We start from the raw sequence: 17,958 nt of genomic DNA, 5'->3' as shown, positions 1-17,958 counted from the left end.
CCATCATCCGCCCCTCCTTCACCATGGGCGGCACGGGCGGCGGCATCGCCTATAACCGTCAGGAATTCACCGAGATCGTGGAGCGCGGCCTCGACGCCTCGCCCACCACCGAAGTGCTCATCGAAGAGTCGGTGCTCGGCTGGAAGGAATATGAGATGGAGGTCGTCCGCGACAAGGCGGACAACTGCATCATCATCTGCTCGATCGAGAATATCGATCCGATGGGCGTGCACACCGGCGACTCGATCACGGTCGCCCCGGCCCTGACGCTGACGGACAAAGAATATCAGATCATGCGCAACGCCTCGATTGCGGTGCTGCGCGAGATCGGCGTCGAGACCGGCGGTTCCAATGTTCAGTTCGCGGTCAATCCGAAGGACGGCCGCCTCGTCGTCATCGAGATGAACCCGCGCGTGTCGCGCTCCTCCGCTCTTGCCTCCAAGGCGACTGGCTTCCCGATTGCGAAGGTCGCGGCGCGTCTCGCCGTCGGCTACACGCTCGACGAATTGCAGAACGACATCACCCGCGTCACGCCCGCGAGCTTCGAGCCGACCATCGACTATGTCGTCACGAAGATCCCGCGCTTCGCCTTCGAGAAGTTCCCGGGCTCCGAGCCGCTTCTCGGCACGGCCATGAAGTCGGTCGGCGAAGCCATGGCCATCGGCCGCACTTTCGCGGAGTCGCTCCAGAAGGCGCTGCGCTCCATGGAGACCGGGCTCACCGGCCTCAACGAAGTGAAATTCGCCGGCATGGGCGAAGGCGACGACAAGAACGCGATCCGCGCGGCGCTTGGACGTCCGACGCCCGACCGCCTGCTCGTCATCGCCCAGGCGCTGCGCCTCGGCGTCAGCCACGAACAGATTCATCAGGCCTGCGGGCATGATCCGTGGTTCATCGAGCGCTTGCAGGAAATCATCGACGCGGAAGAAAAGGTCCGCGCCGAAGGCCTGCCCGCGACGAAGCAGGAGCTTCGCGCGCTGAAGGCCATGGGCTTTTCCGATGCGCGCCTCGCCGAGCTTGCGAAGATGGAAGAGGAAGAAGTCCGCAAGGCGCGCCACGCGCTCGGCGTGCGTCCGGTCTACAAGCGCATCGACACCTGCGCGGCGGAATTCGAAAGCCTCACGCCCTATATGTACTCGACCTATGAGACCGATTTCGCCGGTCGCGCCGATTGCGAAAGCGATCCGAGCGCGAAGAAGAAGGCGATCATTCTCGGCGGCGGCCCGAACCGCATCGGCCAGGGCATCGAGTTCGACTATTGCTGCTGCCACGCCGCTTTCGCGCTCGACGAGATCGACGTCGAAAGCATCATGGTCAACTGCAACCCGGAAACCGTCTCGACCGACTACGACACCTCGGACCGGCTCTATTTCGAGCCGCTGACGGCGGAAGACGTGCTTGAGCTGATCGACGTGGAAAAGCGCAAGGGCACGCTTGCAGGCGTCATCGTGCAGTTCGGCGGCCAGACGCCGCTGAAGCTCGCCAACGATCTCGAACGCGCCGGCGTGCCGATCCTCGGCACCTCGCCCGACGCGATCGACCTCGCCGAAGACCGCGACCGCTTCAAGGATCTGCTCGACCGTCTGCATCTGCGCCAGCCGCCGAACGGCATTGCGCGTTCGGGCGAAGAGGCGAAGGTCATCGCCGAGCGCATCGGCTATCCCGTCGTCATCCGCCCGTCCTATGTGCTTGGCGGCCGCGCGATGGAAATCGTGCGCGATACGGCGCATCTCGAACGCTACATCACGGAAGCCGTCGTCGTGTCCGGCAAGAGCCCGGTGCTGATCGACCTTTATCTCCGCGACGCGATCGAAGTCGATGTCGACGCGCTCTGCGATGGCAAGGACGTCTTCGTCTGCGGCATCATGGAGCATATCGAGGAAGCGGGCGTCCATTCGGGCGACAGCGCCTGCTCGCTCCCGCCCTATTCGCTGCCGAAGGAAACCATCGCCCAGATCGAGGAGCAGACCCGCGCGATGGCGCTGGCGCTCAACGTCGTCGGCCTGATGAACGTGCAGTATGCGGTGCAGGACGGCACGATCTATGTGCTCGAAGTCAATCCGCGCGCCTCGCGCACGGTGCCCTTCGTCGCCAAGGTGATCGGTTCGCCGGTGGTGAAGATCGCGGCGAAGGTCATGGCGGGCATTCCGCTCGCGAGCTTCAATCTCAAGCCGTTCCGCTACGATCACGTCGCGGTGAAGGAAGCCGTCTTCCCCTTCGCGCGCTTCCCCGGCGTCGACACGCTGCTCGGACCGGAAATGCGCTCGACCGGCGAAGTCATGGGCCTCGACAAGAGCTTCGCCGTCGCCTTCGCCAAGAGCCAGATCGCGGGCGGCACCGCCGTTCCGACGAGCGGCACGGCTTTCGTCTCGGTCAAGGACAGCGACAAGGAGAAGATCGTCGCGCCTGCGAGGAAACTTCTCGACATGGGCTTCAAGCTCATCGCGACGGGCGGCACCGCGCGCTACCTGAAGGAACAGGGACTCGAGGTCGGCACCATCAACAAGGTGCTGGAAGGCCGTCCGCATATCGTCGACGCGATCAAGAACGGCGAAGTCGCCCTCGTCTTCAACACGACCGAAGGCGCGCAGGCCGTCGCCGATTCGATGTCGCTGCGCCGCGCTGCCCTGATGATGAAGACGCCCTATTATACGACGGTCGCCGGTGCGCGGGCCGCCGTTCTGGGCATCGACGCCATCAGAAAAGGCCAGCTGGAGGTCGCTTCCCTCCAGTCCTACGCTCAGGTTTCCGCCGCCGCCAAGTAACGCGGCGCCGGAAAGGCCGAAATCTGGAATTGACCTTCGGCGCGCGCCTCGCCCACAATTGACCCAGACCCAACCGACCGGAGCCTGGAAACAGGCCCCGGCGGGTTTTTATTGGCAAATGCCGATCCTCAGCCCGGTCACAAACGACCGGAGCAGGATTGTTTTTGAGAGAGATCGTCCGATATGGAACGGATTCCGATGACCGCCGAGGGCTACAAGTCCTTGGAGGAAGAAATCAGATTTCTGAAGTCCGTGGAACGTCCGCGCATCATCAAGGCGATTGCGGAGGCGCGCGAACATGGCGACCTGTCGGAAAACGCCGAATACCACGCCGCCAAGGAACAGCAGGGCCTGAACGAAAGCCGCGTCCTCGAACTTGAGGACAAGATCAGCCGTGCCGAAGTCATCGACGTGTCGAAACTTTCGGGCTCGACCGTGAAGTTCGGCGCGACCGTCACGCTGATCGATGAGGATACGGAAGACGAAGTGAAATATCAGATCGTCGGCGAGATCGAAGCCGACGTGAAGAAGGGACGCGTCTCCATCACCTCCCCCATCGCCCGCGCGCTCATCAGCAAGTCGGTCGGCGACTCCGTCGAAGTCAACACGCCCGGCGGCGGCAAGAGCTACGAGATTTTGAAGATCGAGTTCAAGTAAGAGGCTTCGCCCCTCCCTCATCTGTCGCCCCGGGACAAGCCCGGGGTGACAACAATAGAACGAGGCCCCTACTCCGTCTCCAGCGCTTCGAGCGGCACGCCCGGAAGGTGCTTCGACTGGCGGATGGTAAGCGAGGTGCGGACGCTGGCGACATTCGGCGCTGGCGTGAGCTTCTCGGTGAGGAAGCTCTGGAAGGTCGCGAGATCGGGCGCGACGCATTTCAGCATGAAGTCGATTTCGCCGTTGAGCATGTGGCACTCGCGGACGAGCGGCCACGAACCGACCAGCGCCTCGAAGGATTTGAGATCCGCTTCCGCCTGACTGTGCAGCCCGACCATGGCAAAGACCGTCACCTCAAAGCCCAGCGCCTTGCCGTTCAGGTCCGCGTGATAACCACGGATGAGGCCAGCCTTCTCCAATGCGCGCACACGGCGCAGACAGGGCGGCGCGGAAATGCCGACCCGTTCGGAAAGTTCGACATTGGTGATCCTGCCGTCATTCTGAAGCTCGTTCAGAATCTGCAGGTCGATGGCGTCGAGTTTGACGCGTTTCATGGGACAGCCCGGGCTTGAGGTTTGACGGGCTTTACTTACTCTGAAGCCTGGCTTATTTCAGCAATAAAATTGCTCAACAGCGCACGAAAATGACCGAATCTCCGCTCAGCCCCACCAGCAAGCCGCGCACAGCCTGGATTCTGACCAATGGCATGGCGGGCTTTGAAGTGCAGGCTCTGGGCGTCTGCGAGGCGCTCGGCCTGACGCCGGAGGTGAAGCGGGTAAAGCCCGGAGCGCCGCATCGCTGGATCGCGCCCTGGGGCCCGGCAGCTCCCGCCGAAGGCGTCACCCCGCCCTGGCCGGACCTCCTGATTGCCTCGGGCCGCCAGTCGATCCCCTATGCCCGCATGATCCGCCGCCGCTCGGGCGGGAAAACCTTCGTGGCGATCCTGCAGGACCCCAAGGTCTCGCCGAAGCAGTTCGATTTCGTCTGGGCGCCTGCCCATGACAGGCTTGAGGGCCAGAACGTGCTGGCCACACTCACCTCACCACACAGGCTCACGCGCGAGAAGCTCGACGCAGAAGCGGCGCGCATCGCTCCGCAAATCGCGCATCTGCCGCATCCCCGCGTCGCCGTGCTGCTCGGCGGCACCAATGCCGTCTACATCTTCTCCGAAGAAGCGGCGAAGCGCGTCGGCGCCCAGCTCGCCGGGCTCGCCGATCACTTCCATGCGGGCCTCATGGTCACGCCCTCGCGCCGCACCGGCGAGGCGCAGTCCCGCATCATTCGCGACAGCCTGAAGGGCAAGCCGGCCATCATGTGGGACGGCGCGGGCGACAACCCCTATTTCGGCTTCCTCGGCAGCGCCGACGCCATCGTCGTCACCTGCGATTCCGTCAACATGGTCGGCGAGGCGGCATCCACCGGAAAGCCCGTTTACGTCATCGAGCTCGAAGGCGGATCGGCGAAGTTCCGCCGCTTTCTCGATGGCATGTACGCCCATGGCGCGGCTCGCCCCTTTATCGGCCAACTTGAAAGCTGGGGCTATGAGCCATTAAATGCTACCCATGAGATCGCGGAAGCGATTGCCCGCGCCTATGCGGCGCGGCATTAACCAGTCCCCTACCCAGGACCGACCATGAGCCTGCTCGACATCGACGCCCTGCGCGCGACCCCGCTGAAACGGGACCCCTACGACTATTTCGTGGTGGAGCATTTCGTGAAGCCCGATGTCTTCGCCAAGGTCGTCGCCGATTTCCCCGGGATCGAATCCACGGGCTCCATCCCGCCGAGCGAGCTCGACATCAAGGGCAAGTTCAAGGAACTGCTGGCGGAGATGAACGGGCCGGAATTCCGCAAGGCCATCGAGGAAAAGTTCGGCCTCGATCTTTCCTCGCGCCCGACCATGTTCACCGTGCGCGGCAACTGCGCGCGCAACAACGGCAAGATTCACACCGACACGGAATCGAAGATCATCACCGTTCTGCTCTACATGAACCAGGAGTGGGACAAGGATGGCGGACGTCTGCGCATCCTGCGTTCGGGCACCGACCTCAACGACATGGTCGAGGAAGTCTCGCCCAATGGCGGCACGCTTCTCGTCTTCCGCCGCTCCGACAATTCCTGGCACGGCCACGAGCCGTTCGAAGGCCCGCGCCGCGCGATCCAGATGAACTGGGTGCGCGACGAAGCGGTCGTCGATCACGAGCAGCGCCGCCACCGCTTCACCATGTTCCTGAAGCGCCTCAATCCGTTCGGCGGCGTTGCCGCGCGCGCTTCCTGAGAGACGCAATGGCACTCGCAATCGAAACCTTCAAGAACGCCGACCTCGCGCATGGCTGGCGGCCCGGAAACAATGCGGGCGGCGCCACGCTGTTCAAGGCGCTCGGCCATCCGCTGACGGCCCCCAAGGCCCATGCGCTGATCGAGGATCTCGCCAAGGCCGGGCCCGTCGCGATCTACGATCCGACGAACGCGATCGGCAATTTCCACGCCTATTACGATCTCTCGCGCCTCGACGTGGCTGGCTACTATGTGCAGCGCGTGGAAGACCTCTCCGCCGCCTTCCTCGGCCATGACGCCAAGCCCGTGAGTGAGCTCGCGGCATCGGGCGCGAAGGCGGTGCTGGTTCTGCTGTTCGATGCGGACAGGGTGATGGCGCCCATGCGCCACCTCTTTCCGAAGGATGCGCGCATCGCGACGCTCGACGAGATGCGTCTTCCCGACGACATGCTCACCAACAGGTCGAACTATCTCGACCCGATGAACTTCGCCACGAACTTCGCGCTGATGCGCGAGACGGACGGCATTCACACCCGCGTGGGCAGCGCCAATTACTGGTCGCTCCACGGCGCGGAGAATCCCGAACTCTGGCTCTGCCTTTTCGGCGAGGATGGAGAAGAACTCGCCGAGTGGCGCGAGCCGCTGCCCGCCGCTGGCGCACCCTTCGCCATCGACAGCGCCGAAGTGCGCCACCGTTTCGGCCTTGGCGACTTCACGGGCTCGCTCTTCATCCATGCGATCCGCATCAAGGGCCATGACGTGGTCAAATATGCGCTCGACATGTATGGCGAAGATGGCCGCGCGCTTTCATGCAGCCACGACGCCAATGCATGGCCCGCCGACTATTACGCAGGCATGCCTGCGGGCGAGGAGGATGAGAGCGTCACGCTCTTCATCCAGAACTCGCATCCCATGCCCATTCCGCCGCGCTCCATCGGCCTCAACATCATGGGCGCGCGGGATGTCTCATGGTTCGAGGACGAGATCGCGCCTTTCGCGACGCGCGCCATTTCCGTGGACGACCTTCTGCCTCAGGCCAAGTGGCCCGATCAGGTGGAGATCGTGGCGGGGCGCTATTTCGTGCGCCCGCGTTATGAAGTGAAACGCGCGCAGGGCCAGCGCCGCATTGCGCATGCCAATGTCGAACGCACCGACCTGAAGCCCAATCCCGCTCTTGCCTCGCTCGGCAAGGTCATGGGCAAGGGTTACATCATGCCGCTGCCCGTTCTGCCGCGCGACGAGTTCAACAGCGTCATGCTGCCGACGCCGATGGCGACCGAGCAGAGCGAACTGCCGATCCGCGCCGAACTCATCGACGCATCGGGCTCCCTCGTCGCCTCGCGCTATCTCGGCCGCATCCAGCGCCGCGACAGCGTCGAGATCGACGTCGAAGGCTGGATTGCCGACGAGGCGCTGAAGCTTCCTTCCGGTTACGGCCATGTCGAATTTCTTTACGACTTCCGCGATGGCGGCGAAGGCGATGGCTGGCTCCATGCGCTTGGCCGCTTCGAACAGAAGTCGAGCGGGCATCGCGCCGAGACGATCTTCGGCGCGCATATCTACAACACCGGCGTCATCTACAAGGACGAGCCGCAGTCCTATACGAACAAGCCGCCGGGATTGACGACGCGCCTCTTCCTGCGCCTCGGCTCGGACGGGCTCGACACGATCTGCCATCTGATCTATCCCGCCTCGACACCGTGGCATGCGAAGAGCTCGACGCTGCTCATCCTGCATGACGCCGAAGGCAAGCCCATCGCCGAAAAGCCCATCGAGATCGCCTGCGGCGGCTCGCGCTTCTGGCGCCTGTCGGAGATGTTCTCGAAGGAAGAGCGCGAAGCCATGGGCGGCGCGGGCTATGTGATCGTGCGCGACACAACCTGCCGCCTCTTCGGCTTCCACGGCCTCACCAACGGCACGAAGAGCTTCTGCCTCGATCACATGTTCGGCTTCTGAGGCGTGTGCGCTATGCGAAAGCCGGTTCCGGTCCACGAAGCATATGGAAGCTGGGCCGCAAGCTATGACAGCGACGTCAACCTCACCCGGGATCTCGACGCGGAATTGCTGCGCGAGGCGGACCTCCAGCTCGACGGCGCTTTCGTTGTCGAGTTCGGCGCCGGCACCGGCAAGAACACAGCCTATCTCGCGACGCGTGCTTCGCGCATCATCGCGCTCGATTTCTCAGCCGGTATGCTCGAGCGGGCCCGCGCTCGCATCCCGCATGGCCTTGTCCAATTTGTCGAGCACGACATCACCCGAACATGGCCGATCGCGGACGGCGTGGCCGACATCGTGGTCGGCAATCTCGTGCTGGAGCACATTGCCGATCTGACGCCGGTCTTTTCGGAGGCACGCCGCGTTCTCCGATCGGGCGGCGTTCTCTACATCTGCGAACTCCACCCTTACCGCCAGTTGCGTGGGACGGCGGCGCGCTTCGACAATCAGAGCGGCGCCTTTCTCATCGAGGCATATGTTCACATGACCGCCGAATATGTGCGTGCTGGCCTCGCCGCAGGCTTCGAGATTGCGACCATGCAGGAGCCAATGGACAAGGCGTCGGATGGCGAGACGATCCCGCAAAGCCCGCGCCTGCTCCAGATCACATTCCGCACACGATAGGACGCGAGGCCGAAGGCCCGCGCATTTCAGATTCTCCGCTTGCCGGAGACTCCGGCGAATATGACGCCCCGGCCAAACTCACTATATGTCTCACCGGATATGTCTCGCCGGGCCAACGGCACAAAGAGCTTCTGCCTCGACCACATGTTCGGCTTCTGACCGGAAGCCCTCCGTCCTCGGACAGCGCCGCGCGGCTGACAACCGCGCGGCGTTTTTGTTTTCGCGCCCCCAAGACAAGTATTGGCGCAGCCGCCCACCCTCTATAGCGTTGTTTCCAGATTCTTTGTCTGTATTACAAAGTAAAATGGTCGTTTTTCTGGAGGCGGCGATGCAAAAGAGGCGCGTTCTTTACGTCGTTCACGAATTTCCTCAAATATCGCAAGCTTATATTCTCAGTGAAATTGAGGCGCTTGAAAACGAATACGACATCCGCGTTGTGACGCTCAGAAAGCCGAATATTGCAGCAGAAATTGAGCGGCAAGCCGAGACAACCGACGACCTCGACCGCATCTTCGAGATCATAAGAGAATTCAAGCCTGATGTTCTGCACTCGCACTATGTCTGGCACGGGCCGACAATGCTGAAGCTTGCCGAGCGCAGTGGCATCCCATTTACAATTCGCGCCCATTCATTCGACATGCTGTCGAACCCCTCTCGCAAGAGCTTCATGAAGCGGTTGAAGCGCCGTCTGCGAGGCTGGCCCGAAGTCTGGGTGCCTTATCCCGAGCACGCCTCGCGTAGCTTCAACTCGGACTATTGTCTCGGTGTGCTGGTCTTCCCGTTCGAACGGGAGATGCTTGAGAGGGCGGGCGTCAGAGCTGAGAAAATTCGCGACTGTTTTCCCGTCATTGATTTTGATCGTTTCCATGATCGCAGTCCGAACGGCGACGCGATCATGAACGTCGGCGTATGCACACCGAAGAAGAAGATGACAGACTTCATCGACCTGGCCGCTTCGATGCCTGACCGGCGCTTCAATCTCTATGCAATGGGCTATTACGTCGACGACATTCGAAAATACAACGAGGCGGCGGGCAATCCCGTCCACGTCGTTCCCCCGTTGCAGCCGCGCGACATGCCCGCCGAATACAAGAAACACCAATGGCTGGTGTATACGGCCAACCATCAAATGAATTCTGTCGGCTGGCCAATGGCCGTCGCAGAAGCGCAGGCATCAGGCGTCGGCGTCTGCATCGCCAACATTCGCCCCGATCTCGGGGATTACCTGGGCGACGCAGGCTTTGTGTTCGATAGCGTCGACGAGGTTCGCAGGATCATCAGCCAACCGTTCCCGGAGGAGCTGCGCGAACGCGGTTTCGAGCAGGCGCGCAAGTCGGACATTCGCGTCCACAAGACTCTGCTGACCGATCTGTGGGAAGGCGCATTTCGCAAGGCCAGAGCCGCGTAAACCGCGGCTCACCTCACCGCCCAATGATGTGACGGTACTCGTTGATGCCGATTCCGATCGATCCCGCCATGAGGCCCGCGCCCTTCACCGATTTGAGGAGATATCGCAAAGCCGTGTTGGGCGCAGGCAGATTGCGGGCTGCGACCATCGCATACCAGGGAACCCAGAGGAGTCCCTTGCCGAAATAATAGGCCCGGCCGCGCCCCTTGAGACGCATCGCAGCTTCGGTGTTTCCCACTCGGAAGCTGCGGCGCAGCAGCCACGACATTCTCTGCTTGGCCGCGTCGCAGAACTCTGTCGCAAACGTCTCCGACGTATGAATGATCTTCACCCCGCAATCCCAGGCGCGGGCGAAAAAGTCGATGTCGGTGCCGCCGGTAAGCGGGAATTCCTCGTTGAAACGCAGGCCCAGATCGTCCCACAGACGCCTGCCGATCAGCACGCCATTGGTGGGCACGATGAAGGACGAATACTGCCAGCGTAGCGGTTCGGGCTGCGCCGGAGGCCGGTAGAAGAATTCCTTGAAACGCTGCGGCGCTTCGAACTCCCAGCGCACTTCGCATTTCACCGCGTCGCACTTTTCCTCCTCCTGAACCCTGCAGAGGGTCAGCGCAAGGTTCGGCGCCGCCGTCTGGTCGTCATCGAGGAAGATGACCGAATCCGCCCCGATCTCGTCGGCAAAATCGAAGGCCCGGTTGCGCGCGAAGGGAATGCCAGCCCGTGGTTCATGAACGAGCACAGGCGAGAGCGGCGTGAGTCCGTCCGCCACCAGATCAATCACCTGCTGCGAACGTAGGGGCGAGGCGCTGTTGTCGACGATGAGAAGCCTCGGCACAACGCCTTGGGCATGCTGAAGCGCCGCCAGCGAATCCAGACACCGGCCGAGAAACAAGGGCCGATCACGAGTGCAAACCGCGATAACGCATGTGTGCCCCATACCCCACCCCATTGCCGCAACATTAAATAGAATTAACATCGAAACTATGTGCACGACTCGGGCACTCGGATCAACTGCATTTGAATTTTATTAACAAAAATGCCCGTTTTAGTTAGATATTTTAAATCGGCGGGATAAACCGGCAGAAATACAAAAGTTATAACTTCGTCTTTTCATTAAAGTATTCAACCGGCTCAGGGGTCTTGGCATTGACGGTTCAACCGGCCTGGACGACGTGATAAAACTCCTCCGCATGCGGCAGCGCAGCAGAGAATCGCTCCAAAAGGGCTGACACCCCTCCATTCATCTCTGCGACATCGCGCCCCGCTTTCGCGACCGCAGCATATTCCCTCTTGATTTCTCATTGGAACGCCTCTAACTAGCAAATACTAGTTTGGAGCGATTCCAAAACTCTCTTTGTCCAAGGTCTCAGGAGCCAGTCATGAGCGTACTCGTCGGTAAACCCGCCCCCGATTTCACGGCCGCAGCCGTTCTCGCCAATGGCGAAATCGTCGAAGATTTCAATCTGAAGGCGCACCTCAAGGGCTCCTATGGCCTCGTGTTCTTCTACCCGCTCGACTTCACCTTCGTTTGCCCCTCCGAAATCCTCGCCTATTCGAACCGCGTTCCGCAGTTCGAGGAGCGCAACGTGAAGGTCGTGGCGGTCAGCGTCGACAGCCAGTTCACGCACAACGCCTGGCGCAACACGGCGCCGAAGGATGGCGGCCTTGGCCCGGTGAAGTTCCCGATGGTGGCCGATATCACGAAGTCGATCGCGCGCGACTATGACGTGCTGATCGAAGGCGCCGGCGTCGCGCTGCGCGGCACCTTCCTCATCGACAAGGAAGGCGTCGTCCGCCACCAGCTCGTCAACGACCTGCCGCTCGGCCGCAATGCCGACGAAGCGCTCCGCATGGTCGATGCGCTCCAGTTCCACGAGGAAAATGGCGAAGTCTGCCCGGCCGGCTGGCAGAAGGGCGAGGAAGGCATGGTTGCCGACCCGAAGGGCGTCGCCAAGTATCTCGGCGCCCACGCCGAAGCGCTCTAAGCTCATCTGAGCCGACTTTTGGCCGGGCCGCTCCATCCCTATATGATGGGGCGGCCCGCCCTACCCCCGACAGATTCCCAAGCCCGCGAGCCAACGGTACCCATCATGTCCGAGACGAAGCATTCCAAGGTCCTGATCATCGGCGGCGGCGCTGCCGGCTACACCGCGGCGATCTATGCCGCGCGCGCCATGCTTGAGCCGACCCTCATTCAGGGCATTCAGCCGGGTGGCCAGCTCACCATCACGACTGAAGTCGAAAACTATCCGGGCTTCGCCGAGGCGATCCAGGGCCCCTGGCTCATGGAGCAGATGGAAGCGCAGGCGCGCCACATGGGCGCCAACATGATCGGCGACACGATCGTCAAGGCCGAGCTCGCCCAGCGCCCCTTCCGCTTCACCGGCGACAGCGGCACCATCTACACAGCCGATGCCGTCATCATCGCGACGGGCGCGCAGGCGAAGTGGCTCGGCATTCCCTCCGAGCAGAAGTTCCAGGGCTTCGGCGTCTCGGCCTGCGCCACTTGCGACGGCTTCTTCTATCGCGGCAAGGAAGTGATCGTGGTCGGCGGCGGCAACTCGGCCGTCGAGGAAGCGCTGTTCCTCACCAATTTCGCGACCAAGGTCACGGTCGTCCATCGCCGCAACTCCTTCCGCGCCGAAAAGGTGATGCAGGAGCGCCTCTTCAAGCATCCGAAGATCGAAGTGATCTGGGATTCGGCCATCGACGAAATCGTCGGCACCGAAGAACCGCTTGGCGTCACGGGCGCAAAGATCGTCAACGTCAAGACGGGCGAAACGCGCGTCATACCGGCCCATGGCGTTTTCGTCGCCATCGGACATGCGCCGCAGACGGAGCTTTTCGCCGGCCAGATCGACATGAAGGCAGGCAATTACCTCAAGGTGGTTCCGGGCACGACCTCGACGAACATTCCCGGCGTCTTCGCCGCGGGCGACGTCACCGACGACACCTACCGTCAGGCCATCACGGCGGCGGGCATGGGCTGCATGGCCGCACTCGAGGCGGAACGCTTCATCGCCGCCGAAGAGGCCCACGCGCAGGCTGCGGAATAAACTAGAGACCGATCAAACCGGGCAAGGCGCTCATGTCGTGAAAGACATGGGCGCCTTCTCTTTTGAGCGCCGCCGCGTCGGTGTGCGGATCGCCCGCATAGCCGAGCACCGGCATTCCCGCCGCGACCGCCGCCTGCACGCCGGGCACACTGTCCTCTATGACGACGCATTGCTCCGGTGCATGGCTCATTTCGCGGGCGGCATGAAGAAAGAGATCCGGCGCGGGCTTCCCCCGCCCCACCTGCTCGGCGCTGAAAAGAACATTTTCGACCAGCGGCAGAAGCCCCGTCGCGCCCAGCGTGTAGCGCATCTTCTCGAACTTGCCTGACGAGGCGACACAGTAAGGCAGGTTCCGCGCGGCAAGTTTCAGCAATACAGGCTCTATGCCTTCGACGGGCGCAAGCCCCTCGGCAAAAGCCTTCAGCGTTTCGTCGCGGATATAGCTGGGCCAATGATCGTCAAGCGGCCGGCCGATTGCCTCTTCGACATGGGCGCGCACAGCTTCCAGAGTGCGCCCGACAAAAAGGCGGCGGCACTCCTCATAGGAGATATCGAAACCATCCTCGGCCAGTACGCGCACGAGCAGACGGTTCGCGGCGGGCTCGCTGTCGACCAGCACGCCGTCGCAATCGAAGATGACGAGAGAGGGAGAAAATGGAAACGCCATGACGTCCTTATCGGATGTCATGGCGCTTCATGCAATTCACGTTTGATGACGGGTCGTTTCAACCGAGCATCGAGCGGAGCATCCATGCGGTCTTCTCGCTCGCTTCCATGCGCTGCGTGAGAAGGTCCGCAGTCGGCTCGTCATGCGCCGCATCGGCAAGCGGGAAGATGGCGCGCGCCGTGCGTGTCACGGTTTCGTGGCCCTTGACGAGGTTCTTGATCATGTCCTGCGCCTTGGGCACGCCATCGTCTTCCTCGATCTTGGTGAGCTTCGCATAGGCCGTGTAACCACCGGGCGCGGGGAAGCCGAGCGAACGGATGCGTTCGGCCACGAGATCCACCGCAAGCCAGAGTTCGTTGTACTGCGTCTCGAACATCAGATGCAGCGTGTTGAACATCGGCCCCGTGACGTTCCAGTGGTAGTAGTGCGTCTTGTGATAAAGCGTGTAGGTGTCGGCGAGCAAACGCGACAGCCCGTCCGCGATTTTCTTGCGGTCCTTTTCGGTAATGCCGATGTCGATCTGCATGACAGGTCCTCCTTGCTGCGAGACCTGGAATCTAGAACTGTCTGCGGCACAGCGCAACAAATCTAGAATAATTCCAATGATCATAAGTGTCGCAGCAGGGCAAAGAAAAAGGGCGACCCGATAATCCGGATCGCCCTCTTCTGTTTCGTTTCGATCGACGCGCGTTTTACCGGAGCGAGGCGCAGAAGCGCTGGATGCGCTCACAGGCCGCGGTCAGCGCTTCCGTCGAAGTCGCGTAGGAGATGCGGAAGAAGGGCGAGAGGCCGAAGGCTTCGCCATGCACGACGGCGACGCCCTCTTCTTCCAGCAGTGCCTCGACGAAGTCCTGATCGTTGCCGATGACCTTGCCCTTGGGCGTCGTCTTGCCGATGCATCCCTCGCAGGACGGATAGACATAGAAGGCCCCTTCCGGCGTCGGGCACTTGAGGCCCTTCGCCTGATTGAGCATCGAGACGACGAGGTCGCGACGCGCCTTGAAGCTCTCGGCGCGCTCGGGGATGAAATCCTGCGTCCCGTTCAATGCCTCGACAGCGGCCCACTGGCTGATCGACGTCGGGTTCGAGGTCGACTGGCTCTGGATCGTCGTCATCGCCTTGATGAGTTCGAGCGGACCGGCGCAATAGCCGATACGCCAGCCCGTCATCGCATAGGCCTTGGAGACGCCGTTCATCGTCAGCGTGCGGTCATAGAGCTTCGGCTCCACCTGCGCCGGCGTCGCGAATTTGAAGCCGTCATAGGAGAGATGCTCATACATGTCGTCGGACAGGATCCAGACATGCGGATACTTCACCAGAACGTCGGTGAGCTTCTTCAGCTCGTCCCACGTATAGGCAGCACCGGTCGGGTTCGACGGCGAGTTGAAGATGAACCACTTCGTCTTCGGCGTGATCGCCTTTTCAAGATCTTCCGGCTGGAGCTTGAAATTGGTCTCCATGCCCGCCCGCGCGAATACGGGCGTGCCGCCAAGCAGCGACACGATGTCGGGATAGGACACCCAGTAAGGCGCCGGAATGATAACCTCGTCGCCGGGGTTCAGCGTCGCCGCCATCGCGTTGAAGATGATGGGCTTGCCGCCGGGCGCGACGAAGCACTGGGCGGGCGTGTAGTCGAGCCCGTTCTCGCGCTTGAACTTCGCGGCGATCGCCTTCTTCAGTTCCGGGATGCCGGCGACGTCGGTGTACTTCGTCTCGCCACGGCGAATGGCGTCGATCGCAGCTTCCTTGATGTTCTCCGGCGTGTCGAAATCCGGCTCGCCCGCGCCGAGGCCGATCACATCGACGCCAGCCGCTTTCAGATCGCGCGCTTTCTGCGTCGCGGCAATGGTTGCCGACGGCTTGATGCGCTTCAGCGAGTCCGAAAGGAAGGCCATGTTGGTCACTCCGGAAAGGGGCGCGGGCAGCGGCTCAGGCCCCCGCGCGCGTCAAAAAATGCGCTTCCGGAATTGCCCGGAAAAGCGGCGCAAACCTAAGCCCGCTTTTCTTGCGGTGCAACAGGGGATCGCTGGGAAAAGCGCCGGTTTTCAGGCCTCGACCTTCTCCATCGCGCAAGGCACCGGCTCGCCCCGTGCGAGCCATAGCGGAACGACACCCGCCCAGACCGGGAGGTCCATATCCTCGGGATCGTCAATGGGCCCACCTGTTCTCACCTTGGCCGCCACTTCGACGAGCGGCAGGCGCAGGATTTCCGTGGCCTTCAGTTCTATCGCATTCGCAGGCCGCGTCACCCGGGCGCGCCCAACCTCCACGCGCTCGGTAAACAGGTCGAGGGCGTGCGGCTTCTCCTGCGCCGAAAGCGGGACCGCCACGCCATGCGCCATAACCGAGCGGTAATTCATCGAGTGATGGAAGGCCGAGCGCGCCAGCACCAGCCCGTCGACGAGCGTCACGGTGAGGCAGAGCGGCGCTCCCGCGGCCAATGTCTTCATGAAGCGGCTGGTGCGCGAGCCGTGCACCAATACGCTTTCGCCGTCGCGCACATAGAACATGGGCGGGGAAACGGGGCCACCCGCACCCATGAATCCGACATGGGCGACGAGGCCCTCGTCCAGGATCGCGTGGACTGTCTCGCGATCATAATGACCGCGACGCGCGACCTGGCGAACGCGGTGCTGCGGAGCTGTCTGATATTCACTCACGGGACATTATCCTTCTGGCTTCAAGATTTCCGCTTGGGCCGGGGAACCAGTTCACCGCCGCAGTTCGGGCAAGTGTTGTGCATCGCCTCGGCGCAAGACGGACAAAACGTGCATTCGAAGCTGCATATGCGCGCCTCGCCCTCATTCGGCGTCGGCGTCTGGCACTTCTCGCAGGCAGGTCTCATCTCCAGCATTGGCGGTCCCTCCGATCGAGCGTTGAGACTGCCTCAAAATGGTCCTATTGGAAGGTCCACTTCCGGGAATATAATGGAGCCATGAACAAGCCGAGCCGGATCATGCTGCGCACCCCACTGCCCCTCGACCTGCTGGCCCTCGACGCGACAGCGGAGACGCCGCTTTACCGCCAGCTCTATGACGCGCTTCGCGACGCGATCCTCGACGGCCGCCTCGTGGCGGGGGCGAGGCTCCCCTCCTCGCGCCGTCTCGCATCCGACCTCGGCGTCGGCCGCAATACGGTTCTTGCCGCCTATGAGCAGCTCACGGCCGAGGGCTATCTCGAAGGCCAGATCGGAGCCGGGACCCGGATCGCGGCCGCTCTGCCCGACCGCATGCTGGAGCTGGGCGTCAGCGACGCGACACGGGGGACGCCCTCCAACGGAGCCCCGGGCCAGGCAGGCCTCTCCCAACGTGGCGAGACGATTGCCGCCATCAAGCGCCCGGGAGTCGGCTATGAGCGTGGCGAAGCGCGCGCCTTTCAGCACGGGCTCCCGGCGGTCGACCAATTTCCCGCGGCGCTATGGAGCCGGCTCCTCGCCCGGCACGCGCGCGATCCACGCAACGGGCTCTTCGGCTACGAGACCGGCGCCGGCTACGCGCCATTGTGCGAGGCCATCGCCGCGCATGCCGGCGCAGCGCGAGGCGTCGTCTGTACCCCCGATCAGGTCATCGTCACCACGGGCGCACAGGCCGCGCTGGATCTCGCCGCGCGAATGCTCATCGATCCGGGCGACGCCGTATGGACGGAGGAGCCCGGCTATCTCGGTGCGCGCGCGGCCCTGCGTGGCGCGGGAGCCCGGCTGGTACCGGTCCCTGTCGACGGGGAAGGTCTCGACGTCGCGGCGGGCGTCGCGCTGGAGCCGGCGCCCAGGCTCGTCTATGTGACGCCCTCGCATCAATTTCCGCTCGGCATCACGCTCTCGTTGCAGCGTCGTCTGGCGCTGCTCGACTTCGCGCGGCGTGCCGATGCATGGGTCGTCGAAGACGACTACGACTCGGAATATCGCTACAGCGGACGGCCGCTCGCCTCGCTTCAAGGCCTCGATCGCGCGACCCGCGTCCTCTATATGGGCACATTCTCGAAAACGCTCTTCCCCGGCATCAAGATCGGCTACCTCATCGTACCGGACCAGCTGGTCGATGCTTTCCGCTCCTCCATCCGCATTACGGGCCATGTGCCCGCGCCGATCGTTCAGGCCGCGCTCGCCGAGTTCATAAGCGAGGGGCACTTCGGAACCCATGTGCGCCGCATGCGGACGATTTACGCTGCCCGCCGCTCGGCATTGCTCGACGCGGCAGAGCGCGATCTGGGCGCATTTCTGGACCTCGCGCCAGGCGATGGCGGGATGCAGCTCGTGGCGCGGCTGAAAGATGGGATGGACGACCGCCAGTCATCCGTCATCGCCGCCGCAGCCGGCATTCAGGTGGCCCCGCTCTCCCCCTATTATCTCGGCAAGCCGCGCCTCAGCGGACTCCACATGGGCTTCGCGGGCATCCCGGAAGCGCAAATCGCCCGCTCGGCAAAGCGGCTCGCCGCCGCCCTTGCTGACGTCACCCCCTGATCCCTCCGTCGGCGGAGCGACAACAGGGTTCAGTTTCAATCCGAGCGGAT

General features: G+C 62.6%; 17 protein-coding genes. 10 read left to right on the top strand and 7 right to left on the bottom strand.

The features are described from left to right. Both carB and greA read left to right on the top strand, forming a co-directional pair. Positions 1-2,765: carbamoyl-phosphate synthase large subunit (gene carB / locus ABFC66_RS10565; RefSeq protein ID WP_346740906.1), on the top strand; the 2,765-nt coding region annotated here is incomplete at its 5' end. A gap of 183 nt (positions 2,766-2,948) precedes the next feature. Beyond that, positions 2,949-3,422, top strand: a complete 474-nt coding sequence (greA, locus tag ABFC66_RS10560; RefSeq protein WP_346740905.1) for a transcription elongation factor GreA — start codon at positions 2,949-2,951, stop codon at positions 3,420-3,422. A gap of 68 nt (positions 3,423-3,490) precedes the next feature. On the opposite strand, the gene ABFC66_RS10555 is transcribed toward greA, so the two are convergent. Beyond that, a complete protein-coding gene (locus tag ABFC66_RS10555; RefSeq protein ID WP_346740904.1) occupies positions 3,491-3,976 on the bottom strand; it encodes an Lrp/AsnC family transcriptional regulator in 486 nt (161 codons plus the stop codon). A gap of 89 nt (positions 3,977-4,065) precedes the next feature. Here ABFC66_RS10555 and ABFC66_RS10550 point away from each other — a divergent pair, with 89 nt between their 5' ends. The 5 genes from ABFC66_RS10550 to ABFC66_RS10530 all read left to right on the top strand — a co-directional run bounded on the left by ABFC66_RS10550 (position 4,066) and on the right by ABFC66_RS10530 (position 9,726). Continuing rightward, positions 4,066-5,031: a mitochondrial fission ELM1 family protein gene (locus tag ABFC66_RS10550; protein WP_346740903.1), complete on the top strand. Its 966-nt coding sequence runs from the start codon at positions 4,066-4,068 to the stop codon at positions 5,029-5,031. 24 nt (positions 5,032-5,055) lie between these two features. Beyond that, a complete protein-coding gene (locus tag ABFC66_RS10545) occupies positions 5,056-5,700 on the top strand; it encodes a 2OG-Fe(II) oxygenase (RefSeq protein ID WP_346740902.1) in 645 nt (214 codons plus the stop codon). 8 nt (positions 5,701-5,708) lie between these two features. Further along, positions 5,709-7,655: a hypothetical protein gene (locus ABFC66_RS10540; protein WP_346740901.1), complete on the top strand. Its 1,947-nt coding sequence runs from the start codon at positions 5,709-5,711 to the stop codon at positions 7,653-7,655. Positions 7,656-7,667: 12 nt separating this feature from the next. Continuing rightward, positions 7,668-8,318: a class I SAM-dependent methyltransferase gene (locus ABFC66_RS10535; protein ID WP_346740900.1), complete on the top strand. Its 651-nt coding sequence runs from the start codon at positions 7,668-7,670 to the stop codon at positions 8,316-8,318. A gap of 304 nt (positions 8,319-8,622) precedes the next feature. Then, a complete protein-coding gene (locus ABFC66_RS10530; RefSeq protein ID WP_346740899.1) occupies positions 8,623-9,726 on the top strand; it encodes a glycosyltransferase in 1,104 nt (367 codons plus the stop codon). Positions 9,727-9,739: 13 nt separating this feature from the next. On the opposite strand, the gene ABFC66_RS10525 is transcribed toward ABFC66_RS10530, so the two are convergent. After that, positions 9,740-10,663, bottom strand: a complete 924-nt coding sequence (locus tag ABFC66_RS10525; RefSeq protein ID WP_346740898.1) for a glycosyltransferase — start codon at positions 10,661-10,663, stop codon at positions 9,740-9,742. A gap of 442 nt (positions 10,664-11,105) precedes the next feature. Here ABFC66_RS10525 and ABFC66_RS10520 point away from each other — a divergent pair, with 442 nt between their 5' ends. Together ABFC66_RS10520 and trxB are read left to right on the top strand one after the other, a co-directional pair. Then, a complete protein-coding gene (locus tag ABFC66_RS10520; RefSeq protein WP_346740897.1) occupies positions 11,106-11,711 on the top strand; it encodes a peroxiredoxin in 606 nt (201 codons plus the stop codon). 105 nt (positions 11,712-11,816) lie between these two features. Beyond that, positions 11,817-12,782, top strand: a complete 966-nt coding sequence (gene trxB, locus ABFC66_RS10515; protein WP_346740896.1) for a thioredoxin-disulfide reductase — start codon at positions 11,817-11,819, stop codon at positions 12,780-12,782. A 1-nt stretch (position 12,783) separates the two neighbouring features. Here trxB and ABFC66_RS10510 read toward each other — a convergent pair whose 3' ends face one another. The 5 genes from ABFC66_RS10510 to ABFC66_RS10490 form a co-directional block, all read right to left on the bottom strand. After that, entirely contained in the window at positions 12,784-13,470 is a 687-nt protein-coding gene (locus tag ABFC66_RS10510; protein ID WP_346740895.1) for an HAD family phosphatase, read from the bottom strand. A 37-nt stretch (positions 13,471-13,507) separates the two neighbouring features. Continuing rightward, on the bottom strand, positions 13,508-13,975 hold the full coding sequence (locus ABFC66_RS10505; protein WP_346740894.1) for a Dps family protein: 468 nt from the start codon (positions 13,973-13,975) through the stop codon (positions 13,508-13,510). 166 nt (positions 13,976-14,141) lie between these two features. Continuing rightward, on the bottom strand, positions 14,142-15,344 hold the full coding sequence (locus ABFC66_RS10500; protein WP_346740893.1) for a pyridoxal phosphate-dependent aminotransferase: 1,203 nt from the start codon (positions 15,342-15,344) through the stop codon (positions 14,142-14,144). Between the two features lie 150 nt (positions 15,345-15,494). Next, a complete protein-coding gene (locus ABFC66_RS10495; RefSeq protein ID WP_346740892.1) occupies positions 15,495-16,109 on the bottom strand; it encodes a pyridoxamine 5'-phosphate oxidase family protein in 615 nt (204 codons plus the stop codon). Between the two features lie 20 nt (positions 16,110-16,129). Beyond that, complete coding sequence (locus ABFC66_RS10490; RefSeq protein WP_346740926.1) at positions 16,130-16,294, bottom strand: DUF1272 domain-containing protein; 165 nt, start codon at positions 16,292-16,294, stop codon at positions 16,130-16,132. Between the two features lie 90 nt (positions 16,295-16,384). On the opposite strand from ABFC66_RS10490, the gene ABFC66_RS10485 reads away from it, so the two are divergent. After that, positions 16,385-17,908, top strand: a complete 1,524-nt coding sequence (locus tag ABFC66_RS10485; RefSeq protein ID WP_346740891.1) for a PLP-dependent aminotransferase family protein — start codon at positions 16,385-16,387, stop codon at positions 17,906-17,908. The last annotated feature ends 50 nt before the right edge of the window (positions 17,909-17,958 follow it).

The organism is Parvibaculum sp., from assembly GCF_039680535.1.
In the GTDB taxonomy this organism is placed as follows: Bacteria; Pseudomonadota; Alphaproteobacteria; order Parvibaculales; family Parvibaculaceae; genus Parvibaculum.
The sequence above is the reverse complement of the archived record's forward strand: the minus strand, read 5'-3'. Positions and strand labels throughout refer to the sequence as shown.